This is a genomic window from Gardnerella vaginalis, from assembly GCF_040427915.1.
Classification (GTDB): Bacteria; Actinomycetota; Actinomycetes; order Actinomycetales; family Bifidobacteriaceae; genus Bifidobacterium; species Bifidobacterium vaginale_C.
Window position 1 is genome coordinate 411863 of the sequence record NZ_JBETXJ010000002.1, and the last position, 12638, is coordinate 424500.

A 12638-nucleotide genomic window follows, 5' to 3' on the forward strand; every position below is an offset into this window, starting at 1 on the left:
GCAATTACATCACAGGACAATTAGTTTGCACATCCTGTTGGAATCCTGATGGATCTCCCAGTTTTGCTTTGCGCATGTGCTCTTTGAAAAAGTTTCGCGTTGCATCATCACAACGGTCTGGACCCATAAACGGCATACTAGGCACTTTTTCAAGCTCACGCAAAGCTTTACTCGCCGCTTGCTCATCACTAGCATACGTGTCTAGCCATTGCCGTTCCCAAGCACACTGATAATAATTAGATGCTTGCGTATCGCCATATCCACTCTGGAACTGACCGTCTTTTTCTTCTCCAACCAAGTTTGCAGGAGCTTTATATTTTTTAGGCCAACTAAGCTTTGCCACAGATTCCTGATATTCCTTCTCTATATGAGCAAAATCAACAATCTCTCTAGGCGAACTATTTTGCGAGCGCGCGCCATCCATACCGCTCGCATTATTGTTGCCTACTCCTCCACACGCATTAAACATAAGAAGCGCACTAAGCACACCAATAATAAGAGTTGCTTTATCAATAGTATGATTATTCATTATTCCTTCTTTCTTATTTTTTGAAAATTAACGCAATGCTAATGCTGGTTGTAAGCGCGATGCTTTTATTGCCGGCACCACACTTCCAGCAAGTGCTGTGATAAAAGCCGAAATAACAGCTTCAATAGCGGCTTCATATGGGTAAACTGGCGGACTAACTGGGCTTGCTGCATCCCAAAAACTTGATGCTATAGACACAAGACCAAAAGAAACAGCGACGGCAGCAATAGAAACTATCAACGCTAAAATAATCGCACTGCCTAACACGAGTGAAGCAATCGACCATCTAGTAGCACCTAAAGCTCTGCGTATAAGCAGTTCATGTGTGCGCTGTTCCAACGATGCTAAACCAATATTGATTAAACCTAACGCTGAAACAAAAAGCAATAATGCTGCTACGATAGCAAAACTTAATTGCAATACTGTTATCACATTCTCGTAATTATCACTATTATCATGTCTTCTAATTTCGTTTACTTGCCCACCACAACAGTCATAAAGAGCATCTGAAACATAAGATTTAATTGATTTTTGAGAACGATTTTCTTTATTCAACCAGTAGATTGAGCCTTGAGCTTCTTTTTCAGAATATTCCCAAAGAGTTGGAGCATAACGTAACAAGCCTAGAATATTCACGTATACTTTTGCCGAGTCTACGCCATCGTTCACAACTCCAACAATCCTTATAGGACTCATTTGTGTTGTTTTGCGAGAAGTAATAAATGCTACTTCACCAATCTTGTATCTTTTGCTAGCAGATTGGTTTACTACCATTTCTAATGCGTTGTTTTTAGCGCTATTACTAAACCATCTTCCACTTACAATAGGTAAGTTATAAACTTTGTTGTATCCTGCCGTAGTGTAAACAGCGTCAACATATTGAAGATTGCTGGTCTTATATTCTTTGCTTATTTTTACACTATTCGAGACTGGCATAGAAGCGCTAAACAGTAGTCCAGTGTTTGGTTGTAGCATAACGTTAGCGTTACGGTTTGCGGATTCAATGCGATTTAAGAATTTGTTAAATACTGAATATTCGTCAAAATTTTGTGCTGAAAAAGTAATCTCGTATGTTGGTCTACGACCGTTTAGTTGTTCGTTAGTTGCAATAAGATAGTCCTTACCAACCGTGCCGATAAGCACTGACGCAATAACAGCAACGATGCCAATAAACATTGAAAAACCTGTGAGGAAGGATCTCATAGGAGACAGGCGCAAATCTTTAAACAGCATGATCATAAAGAACACCGCCTTCCATAGTAAAAATGTGAGAGCAAGAACGAGCCACTTTCATATCATGAGTGACTAATAGTAATGTTGTTCCAGATTCTTGAACACGATCATGCAACACTTGAAGCACTTTTTCTCCCGTACTACTATCAAGAGCACCAGTTGGCTCATCGCAAATAAGTAATTCGGGATTAGTGACGAGAGCACGCGCTATTGCGACTCTCTGCTGTTCACCGCCTGATAGCCTTCCAGGGTATTCGTTTAGTTTATCTTGCAATCCAACAGCACATAATGCTTCTTCTATCGTTTTTCTTCTTGTCTGCTTGCTTTGTTGTAGTCCTGCATACAAAAGCGGCAACTCAACATTTTCTCTAATACTTAAATGCTTAATAAGCGAATAGTTTTGGAAAACAAAACCAATATTTCGAGCGCGCATATGCGATACTGTAGTATCACTACACTTTTGGATTGACTTGCCAGAATAATAGTATTTTCCAGTAAAATTTTTATTCAAAAATCCAATAATAGAAATAAGACTCGTTTTGCCAGATCCAGACCTGCCAACTACCGCGTATGTTTCACCTTGGTTAAGTATCATAGAAGCAGAGTTGACAGTGGTAAGCCATTCGCCATTGCCTAGTTTTACACGCGCTGACACGTCTTGTAGTTCAACCAGTGGAACAGGATTGTCTCCCATAATCATTGCGCTCCTGGAATGAGATTAGGAGAAACACCTGCTACAACATCACCCTCATGCAAGCCAGACGTAATTTCAATATTAGCGCCGTCACTGATTCCAAGACCAACTTCTTTACGCTCCCAATTATCGCCTTTCTTGTATGAGACTAAGCCTTTTTGAACTCTTCCAGAAACCGCACTAACAGGCAGAGTTAGAACCGATTGTTTATGCTTGCCATTAAAAACAAGCGTCGCATTTTGGCCTGATTCTACTTCTGTGCTTTTATCTATTAAACACGTTAAAACTTTTGACGATACACTGGGTGTACTTTGCATACTCGACTCATCTGTTTGAGTTGAATCAGCATTATCATTCTTGCTACTACCCGAGGCTGAAACATCGGTAGAACTTCCACCGCTTTGTACTATTTGCAAACAATTGGTTGGCCCAACACCATCTTCAACTTGAAAGCGACCTTTAACATCTGCAATATCTGCAGAACGAAGTAAAGCTTTTGCGTTAAGGCTTATTGAAAAACCTTCATATTGAAGAGTGAATAGCGGGAAAGATTTAGGCATGTCCGCAGATGATTCAGCTACTGACACAACTTTCGCGTCTACGGGAGCAATAATCTTGTTACCAGCATTGTAACCTAAAATACTTCCAGCTTTTACAGCACTTCCTGCCTTTACCGATGGAGAAAAATTCCCCCTACATATAGCACCGATAACAAAGGTAGACGATTGTTCTATTGTTGCTTTACCCGACACAACTTGTGTTAAAGGCTGTTTTTTGACTGAAACAAGTGGGACTGAATCATGTGATACCTGCTGTTGACTATCATCAACTGCTCTACCAGCGCATGCAGTAAGCAAACACGCTGGCAGAGCAGCTAACAAGAATACTTTCGTAAACTTACGCATAACACAAAGCTCCTTACTCACCAAACTCGTAAACGCATAGAATGCGTCGAAACAAGCCTCTCAAACTAATCCAAAATAAATAAAGGTCTCGGTAATACTGCAATTAACGCTTTTATGATTACCACTTTATTTAGAATTTCAGCTTTTGGTTAATAGCCTATAATCGCCGTAAAGAGTTTGCATCACACTAAATGATGATTTTTATTTATGATTCTTGAAGCTTGTGTAATACCAGAGAATGATAGGTAGAGATTCGAGATTTTTCGCACTGAATGAGATGAACCTCAGCATCTTTGATGGTGATTCATCGAATGAAGAAGAAAAATCGAGAATCTCGGTGATAAAAACCACGCAAAAGTCCTAGATATTCAGAAGGTTTGATGTATTTCTCTACGAGCAATAAAAGAGGAGCGTAGCGACGGGACTTGCGAGGAGAGAAATACTCAAACCTCGCGCAACAATAAGTAAGGAAATATCTTTCGCACTACGCTTTAAGCGCTCTGGCATGTCGGAGCGCAGGGCTACTAATAAGCCGTGAGGAATAACACGTCGTAAATCAAGTACAATCGCACTACAAGAATATGAACGTGTTCAACTATGAAACATGTTAAATAACAAAAAAGCGGGGAACAATCAAGTTCCCCGCTAATCAAAGAATAATGCGGCAGCGTGCTAGTCTCCCACACCCTATCGAGTGCAGTACCCTCACCGTGTCAGGCCTTAGCTTCCGGGTTCGGAATGGGACCGGGCGTCTCACCTGAGCCATGACCACCGCAAAACTAAATTATACACTCACTATAAGCGAGCGGCAAACTGGCGGTTTGGGAACCGGACATGAACGCGAGCAACAAGAAGAACCCTTATCAAAATCAACAACTTAACCATAATCATGATCATTTAACACTCCATACTGTTAAGAGAATTAAACGATAAACAATACAAGTAGTATCACAATCGCCCATTAGTACTGGTCAGCTCCACCCCTTACAGGGCTTCCACATCCAGCCTATCAACCACGTGTTCTACATGGGGGCTCACACACAAAGTGCAAGGAATGCTAATCTTGGAGCAGGCTTCCCGCTTAGATGCTTTCAGCGGTTATCCCTTCCAAACGTAGCTAACCGGCAGCGCCACTGGCGTGACGACCGGCATACCAGAGGTTCGTCCACCCAGGTCCTCTCGTACTATGGGCAGGTCTCCTCAACATTCCAACGAGCGCAGAGGATAGAGACCAAACTGTCTCACGACGTTCTGAACCCAGCTCGCGTGCCGCTTTAATCGGCGAACAGCCGAACCCTTGGGACCTGCTCCAGCCCCAGGATGCGACGAGCCGACATCGAGGTGCCAAACCATCCCGTCGATATGGACTCTTGGGAATGATCAGCCTGTTATCCCCGGGGTACCTTTTATCCGTTGAGCGATGCCACGTCCGTACGCCGGCACCGGATCACTATCTCCGACTTTCGTCCCTGCTCGACCCGTCAGTCTCACAGTCAAGCCCGCTTGTGCGATTACACTCAACACCCGATTGCCAACCGGGCTGAGCGGACCATTGAGCGCCTCCGTTACTCTTTAGGAGGCAACCGCCCCAGTTAAACTACCCGCCAGGCACTGTCCCTAACACGGATAACGTGTCGAGGTTAGACGCCAGATATGGAAAGAGCGGTATTTCACTGATCGACTCCACGCAAGCTAGCGCCCACGCTTCACAGCCTCCCGCCTATGCTACACGATCCACACCTAACGACAATACCAAGGTATAGTAAAGGTCCCGGGGTCTTTTCGTCCTTCTGCGCTTAACGAGCATCTTTACTCGTACTGCAATTTCGCCGGGCTCCTGGCCGAGACAGTGGGGAAGTCGTTACGCCATTCGTGCAGGTCGGAACTTACCCGACAAGGAATTTCGCTACCTTAGGATGGTTATAGTTACCACCGCCGTTTACCGGGGCTTAAATTCACCGCTTCACCGAAGCTAACGGATCCTCTTAACCTTCCGGCACCGGGCAGGCGTCAGAGCGTATACAGCGGCTTACGCCTTCGCACGCTCCTGTGTTTTTGGTAAACAGTCGCTACCCCCTAGCTTGTGCCACCCCCAACAGCTCCGCCTGTAAAAAACATCACCATCAGGGGTCTCCCTTATGCCGAAGGCACGGGAGTAATTTGCCGAGTTCCTTGGCCAGGATTCGCCCGATCGCTTCGGTATACTCTACCAGACCACCAGTGTCGGTTTAGGGTACGAGCGGAATCACACCTCACGTTGAAGCTTTTCTCGGCAAGCAGGATCACCGGAATCAGCCTTACAGCCTACCCATCACGCCTCAGCTTAAACATCCCCCGGATTTACCTAGAGGACAGCCCACACGCTTAGCCACGGAAAACCACCTCCGCAGCCGGCTACCTACCCGCGTCACTCCCACGCTAACCTACTACCGATACAGTCCCAAAACCAAACCAGTCAAAAACCCCGAAAGGCAATCAACCAGAATAATCAAGGTTAGTACTCTCAGATTCAGTTCGAACGGTGTAACACCGGTACGGGAATATCAACCCGTTCATCCATTCGACTACGCCTGTCGGCCTCGCCTTAGGACTCGACTCACCCGGGGACGACGAACGTGGCCCCGGAACCCTTAGTCATTCAGCGGACAGGATTCACACCTGTCTCTCGCTACTCATGTCTGCATTCTCACTCCCGTAAAGTCCACGACAAGTTCACACTGCCGCTTCACCCCATACAGGACGCTCTCCTACCCCACATGAAACAAATCATGCAGCCGCGTCTTCGGTGGCGTGCTTAAGCCCCGCTACATTGTCGGCGCGGAACCACTAGACCAGTGAGCTGTTACGCACTCTTTCAAGGATGGCTGCTTCTGAGCCAACCTCCTGGCTGTCTATGCGACTCCACATCCTTTCCCACTTAGCACGCGCTTCGGGACCTTAGACGACGATCAGGGCTGTTTCCCTTTTGACGACGGAGCTTATCCCCCGCCGACTCACTGCCATGATAAACCTAACAGGTATTCGGAGTTTGGCTGCTATTAGTACCCGGTATGGGCCCGCAAGCATCCAGTAGCTCTACCCCCTGCAAGCAATAACATGACGCTGCACCTAAATGCATTTCGGAGAGAACCAGCTATCACGGAATTTGATTGGCCTTTCACCCCTAACCCCAAGTCATCCCCCCAGTTTTCAACCTAGGTGGGTTCGGTCCTCCACACGGTCTTACCCGCGCTTCAACCTGCTCAGGGCTAGATCATCCCGCTTCGGGTCCAGGACATGCGACTAAAACGCCTTTTAAAACTCGCTTTCGCTACGGCTCCCCCACCCGGGTTAGCCTCGCCACATACCACTGACTCGCAGACTCATTTTTCGATAGGCACGCCGTCACCCCACAAAGAAGGCTCCGACGGATTGTAAGCGCACGGTTTCAGGAACTATTTCACTCCCCTCCCGGGGTGCTTTTCACCTTTCCCTCACGGTACTAGTACACTATCGGTCAGACAGGAATACTTAGGCTTACCCAACGGTCTGGGCAGATTCACGCGGGATTCCACGAGGCCCGCGCTACTTGGGAATAAACATAAAGAGACATCGCGCAACCTGCTACGGGGCCATCACCCTCTACGGCTGGGAATTCAATCCCATTCACATAACACGACATTTTATCACTCTCCTCAACCCCGTCAGAGGCTGAACAGTCAATCCCACGACCCCGAATACGCAACACCTGACGATTATCACACGTACTCGGTTTAGCCTGATCCGCTTTCGCTCGCCACTACTCACGGAGTATCCTTTCCTGCAGGTACTGAGATGTTTCACTTCCCTGCGTACCCCCCACAAAAACTGTGGTGACCACCCATAACAGTGGCCGGGTCTCCCCATTCGGAAATCCTCGGATCAAAGCCCACTCGGCAGCTCCCCGAGGCATATCGCAGCCCGTCACGTCCTTCATCGGTCCTGTCTACCAAGGCATCCACCATACGCCCTTACCAGTGATACACCAGTAAAAAGCCTATCGCTTAACTCTCTAGACAATAAATCATCACACTAAACGATCACAAAACGATCAAGCGACTCCACCAAAATGGAGCCGGTTGAAATTGATAAAAGTAAAAACAAGCAAAACCAAAAAAAGTCTCACTATTCTTACTCGCGTCCACTATCCAGTTCTCAAACCACCAAACACCAAGAACACAAGCCAAAAACCAAAAAGCCTCAACCTGCAATCCAAGGGCTAGGACCGCAACCCCAAACAAGGGGGGTGGCAATCCGGGAACCCAAAAGCATGCCCAACAAACTCATCTAAAAAACGTCAACTATTGTTTTCCACACCAGTAACCACACTCAATCCGAGCGTGCACAAAAACTCCGTAGAAAGGAGGTGATCCAGCCGCACCTTCCGGTACGGCTACCTTGTTACGACTTAGTCCCAATCACGAGCCTCACCTTAGACGGCTCCATCCCAAAAGGGTTAGGCCACCGGCTTCGGGTGCTGCCCACTTTCATGACTTGACGGGCGGTGTGTACAAGGCCCGGGAACGCATTCACCGCGACGTTGCTGATTCGCGATTACTAGCGACTCCGCCTTCACGTAGTCGAGTTGCAGACTACGATCCGAACTGAGACCAGTTTTAAGGGATTAGCACCATGTCACCATGAAGCAACCCGTTGTACTGGCCATTGTAGCATGCGTGAAGCCCTGGACGTAAGGGGCATGATGATCTGACGTCATCCCCACCTTCCTCCGAGTTAACCCCGGCGGTCCCCCGTGAGTTCCCGGCATAACCCGCTGGCAACACAGGGCGAGGGTTGCGCTCGTTGCGGGACTTAACCCAACATCTCACGACACGAGCTGACGACGACCATGCACCACCTGTGAACCTGCCCCGAAAGGAAACCACATCTCTGCAGTCGTCAGGCACATGTCAAGCCCAGGTAAGGTTCTTCGCGTTGCATCGAATTAATCCGCATGCTCCGCCGCTTGTGCGGGCCCCCGTCAATTTCTTTGAGTTTTAGCCTTGCGGCCGTACTCCCCAGGCGGGACGCTTAACGCGTTAGCTCCGACACAGAACCCGTGGAATGGGCCCCACATCCAGCGTCCACCGTTTACGGCGTGGACTACCAGGGTATCTAATCCTGTTCGCTCCCCACGCTTTCGCTTCTCAGCGTCAGTAACAGCCCAGAGACCTGCCTTCGCCATTGGTGTTCTTCCCGATATCTACACATTCCACCGTTACACCGGGAATTCCAGTCTCCCCTACTGCACTCTAGCCCGCCCGTACCCGGCGCAAACCCACCGTTAAGCGATGGGCTTTCACACCAGACGCGACGAACCGCCTACAAGCTCTTTACGCCCAATAATTCCGGATAACGCTTGCGCCCTACGTATTACCGCGGCTGCTGGCACGTAGTTAGCCGGCGCTTATTCGAAAGGTACACTCACCCAAAAGGCTTGCTCCCAATCAAAAGCGGTTTACAACCCGAAGGCCTTCATCCCGCACGCGGCGTCGCTGCGTCAGGGTTCCCCCCATTGCGCAATATTCCCCACTGCTGCCTCCCGTAGGAGTCTGGGCCGTATCTCAGTCCCAATGTGGCCGTCCGCCCTCTCAGGCCGGCTACCCGTCGAAGCCTAGGTGGGCCATTACCCCGCCTACAAGCTGATAGGACGCGACCCCATCCCATGCCACTAAACACTTTCCCAACAAGACATGCGTCAAGTTGGAGCATCCAGCATTACCACCCGTTTCCAAGAGCTATTCTGGAGCATGGGGCAGGTTGGTCACGCATTACTCACCCGTTCGCCACTCTCACCAACCAGCAAGCTGGTCAGATCCCGTTCGACTTGCATGTGTTAAGCACGCCGCCAGCGTTCATCCTGAGCCAGAATCGAACCCTCCACGAAAAACTTCAATGAAGAGCCAACAAAAGGCTCCAATATAAAAGAAAAAGACGAGACATTCTTTAAGGAAAGAACATCCCAACAAAAAACCTCACCATCATTTAACCATCTCTCAGGCACCCCACAATCCGTGAGGCTGACAATGAACTGGCAATAATTAACTAATAAGTAGTACAGACACGCTCTTGAGTTCTCAAACCACCACCACACCAGCCGGCCCATCAACCTCAACCGAGGAGAACCAGCCGCGCTGAGCAGCAAGAGATAAACTTACACCAAACCCCACCAAAACGCAAACCAACACCAAACAAACACCACAAAACCATTGAAAACAAGCCAAAACATCGGCGTGTCGAAAACACGCAAAAAACCACAACAAACCACAACAACCACCAACACAAAACCAAAAACAACCCAAAAAACAAACAAAAAACCATAAAAAACACAAAACCCGGGAGTGTCGCGCAAAGCAATATACACAATATCCACAAAATTCACAACATAAACGAAATGCGCACTACATATGAACACCATATATGCGCACCATATATATGCGTGCTATATATATAGATATGAGAAATAGCGAGAAAAACACTAACAACAACCCACACCACCACATTGTGGTTCTAACAGGCGCAGGAATATCTACAAGCGCAGGCATTCCTGATTTTCGAGGTCCAGATGGAGTTTGGACTAAGCACCCAGAGCAAATGAATGTTTACGATATAGACGCGTTTTTAAGCAGTGAAGAAGAACGCATTTATTCTTGGCGATGGCAAAAAGAGTCGCCAGTTTGGAACGCGGCTCCTGGAGCAGCGCACAAGTCGCTAGTAAAACTTGAGAAAGCTGGGATGCTTGACTTAATCGCCACTCAAAACTTTGATGCGCTTCACGAAAAAGCTGGAAACAGCCCAGATATTGTAGTGAACTTGCACGGAAGCATCGGAACATCGCATTGCATGAGCTGCCACGCGAGCTACAATACAGCAGACATTATGCGCGACTTAGACGCGCACCCAGATCCACATTGCAGGCGCGCGCTGCCGTATCGCGGAAATATGCCTTGCAACGGTCTTATAAAAACGGACGTAGTATATTTTGGAGAAGCACTTCCCGAAGGCGCGATGGAACGCAGCGCGCAGGCGATTATGCAAGCAAGCGAACTGTGGGTTATTGGCTCCACGCTAGAAGTGTTTCCAGCTGCCAGCCTTGTGCCACTAGCTGCTCGCGTAGGAGTGCCGATTACGATAATGAACCTGGGCGCTACGCAATACGATTATTTGGCAGAGCGCATAATACGCGAAGATATTGCGAAAGCTCTGCCAAAGTTAGTAGACGAAACTATTGCAAAGTGAATATTGCAAAGTGACTATTACAAAATAATTATTGCAAGCCAACAGCGATTCCCTCCCAAGGCGCAAGCATGCCATTTTTAAGCGATTTAAGGGCATGATCCGCGCTGTAAGTAGAAATCATCACATCATCATACGATACGCTGTTAGAGGCGATATTACGCAACAATCCGGCACTTTGATCAGGTATTGCTACAGATGAATCCGTCATATTTATCATTACGAGCAACTTCTTTACAGAAGCGCAAGGCAAATCGCCAGCAACCGCGCTTGAAGAATTCACACCATTCTCAAGACCTGCCTTACCTGCCACATCTGCCTTAGCATTTTCACAAGTCTGCTCAACCTGCCTAATAAACGCGTAAACACACTCATCATCCGCATCAATCAAATTCCAAGATCCAGCCGAAACAACAGGCTGCAAATGACGCAACGCAATCAAACGCTTATAGAACGAATAAACGGAATCCGAATCTTCCATTTGCTCAGCAGCATTAATATCTACATAATTAGGATTCACACTAATCCACGGCTGCGCATTATTTTGCGACGGAACATTAAAAGGCATAAATCCTGCATATTTAGACGCATTCCATTGCATAGGAGTTCGAGAATTATCGCGACCACGCTTTGCGAGCGCATCCATCATCGATTCCGCCGACTGAATATGCGCTTCTTCTACGCGCTGCTTAAACATATTCAACGCTTCCAAATCACGATACTGCTCGAGACGAGTAAAGTGCGCGTTAGTCATACCAATTTCTTCACCCTGATACACGTATGGAGTGCCTCGGTGCATATGGAGAAGCATGGCAATCGCCTTAGCGGAAAGCACGCGCATCTCATCGCTAGCCTCACTACCCCAGCGAGAAAGCGCACGCGGCTGATCGTGATTATTAAAGAACAGGCTCGCCCAACCAGCCTCGCTAACAGCCTGCTGCTGATCTGCCATTGCGCGTTTTAATGCCGTCAACTTAAGAGGAATAGGATTCCACTTAGTTCCATTTGCGCAATCAACATTAACTTGATCAAACAAGAAGAGCATGTCTAGCTCACCATTAGCAGGATTTGTAATATAAGTGTTTCGATGCGCGGAAATTCCAGGAGCCTCGCCAACAGTTAAGAAACCTTCGCGACCTTTGAAAACCGCTTCGCGCATCTCGCGCAAAAACTCGTCTAAACGAGGGCCATCGGAGCAGAAGAAATACGGCGAAGAGTAGCCGTCGTCGCCTGCCGGCGCATCCTCAATCTGCGAACCGCATTCTCCAGGCAAACGTCCTTCGCTATCTATGCGCTTAGAAATTTGCGTGATCACATCCATGCGGAAACCGTCAATTCCGCGATCCATCCACCAATTCATCATCTTGTATACGGCAGCACGAACCGCAGGATTTTCCCAATTCAAATCTGGCTGCTTTGGCGAATACTGGTGGAAATAGTATTCTCCGCGCTTCGGATCGTAAGTCCACGCGGAACCGCCGAAATACGAACCCCATTTATTTGGCTCCGCACCTGGCTCTCCATGCACATGCCCTTTGCGCACTGGCCTCCACCAATACCAGTCTGCATAGTCGCTAGAAGCATCTCTTGAAGCCTGGAACCACGCATGCTCGTCGGAAGTGTGATTTACTACTAAATCCATCACGACTTTAAGTCCGCGCTTATGCGCTTCTGCCAGAAGCTCGTCCATATCTTCCAGAGTGCCAAAAAGTGGATCAATATCTTGATAATCGGAAATATCGTAGCCGTTATCGTCTTGCGGAGACTTGTAAACAGGGCTAAGCCAGAGCACGTCAACACCTAAATCAGCCAAATAATCAAGACGAGAAGTGATTCCCTTCAAATCGCCAATGCCGTCGCCGTTAGTATCCTGAAAGCTTCGCGGATAAATCTGATACACAACTGCATTTGCCCACCAAGGGTTTGGCGTAGCGCCGTTTGTGCGCACGGATTTTGGCAAGTTTGCTCTGTCAAAAGTAGTCATTTAATCCCCATTAATATTCTAATTATCTATATTTTTATT

General features: G+C 47.7%; 7 protein-coding genes and 3 rRNA genes. 1 reads left to right on the top strand and 9 read right to left on the bottom strand.

Annotation, left to right across the window (positions count from 1 at the left end; translation table 11 throughout):
• Nucleotides 1–4: 4 nt before the first annotated feature.
• The 8 genes from ABVC65_RS01640 to ABVC65_RS01675 form a co-directional block, all read right to left on the bottom strand.
• On the bottom strand, nt 5–529 hold the full coding sequence (locus tag ABVC65_RS01640) for a hypothetical protein (RefSeq protein WP_353582451.1): 525 nt from the start codon (nt 527–529) through the stop codon (nt 5–7).
• 27 nt (nt 530–556) lie between these two features.
• Nucleotides 557–1768, bottom strand: coding sequence for an ABC transporter permease (locus ABVC65_RS01645; RefSeq protein WP_353582452.1), 1212 nt, complete (start codon nt 1766–1768; stop codon nt 557–559).
• Entirely contained in the window at nt 1752–2462 is a 711-nt protein-coding gene (locus ABVC65_RS01650) for an ABC transporter ATP-binding protein (protein WP_016824030.1), read from the bottom strand. The genes ABVC65_RS01645 and ABVC65_RS01650 overlap by 17 nt, the downstream gene beginning before the upstream one ends.
• Nucleotides 2459–3361: an efflux RND transporter periplasmic adaptor subunit gene (locus tag ABVC65_RS01655; RefSeq protein ID WP_016824033.1), complete on the bottom strand. Its 903-nt coding sequence runs from the start codon at nt 3359–3361 to the stop codon at nt 2459–2461. The genes ABVC65_RS01650 and ABVC65_RS01655 overlap by 4 nt, the downstream gene beginning before the upstream one ends.
• 659 nt (nt 3362–4020) lie before the next feature.
• Nucleotides 4021–4137 (bottom strand): 5S ribosomal RNA (rrf, locus tag ABVC65_RS01660).
• A 166-nt stretch (nt 4138–4303) separates the two neighbouring features.
• Nucleotides 4304–7364: ribosomal RNA gene (locus ABVC65_RS01665) — 23S ribosomal RNA — on the bottom strand.
• Between the two features lie 374 nt (nt 7365–7738).
• Nucleotides 7739–9266: ribosomal RNA gene (locus ABVC65_RS01670) — 16S ribosomal RNA — on the bottom strand.
• The 16S, 23S and 5S rRNA genes sit together here, the layout of an rRNA operon.
• Nucleotides 9267–9533: 267 nt before the next feature.
• Complete coding sequence (locus ABVC65_RS01675; protein WP_353582453.1) at nt 9534–9761, bottom strand: hypothetical protein; 228 nt, start codon at nt 9759–9761, stop codon at nt 9534–9536.
• A gap of 74 nt (nt 9762–9835) precedes the next feature.
• Here ABVC65_RS01675 and ABVC65_RS01680 point away from each other — a divergent pair, with 74 nt between their 5' ends.
• Nucleotides 9836–10618, top strand: a complete 783-nt coding sequence (locus tag ABVC65_RS01680; RefSeq protein ID WP_353582454.1) for an SIR2 family NAD-dependent protein deacylase — start codon at nt 9836–9838, stop codon at nt 10616–10618.
• A gap of 28 nt (nt 10619–10646) precedes the next feature.
• Here ABVC65_RS01680 and ABVC65_RS01685 read toward each other — a convergent pair whose 3' ends face one another.
• A complete protein-coding gene (locus ABVC65_RS01685) occupies nt 10647–12599 on the bottom strand; it encodes an alpha-glucosidase (protein WP_353582455.1) in 1953 nt (650 codons plus the stop codon).
• Nucleotides 12600–12638: the final 39 nt, after the last annotated feature.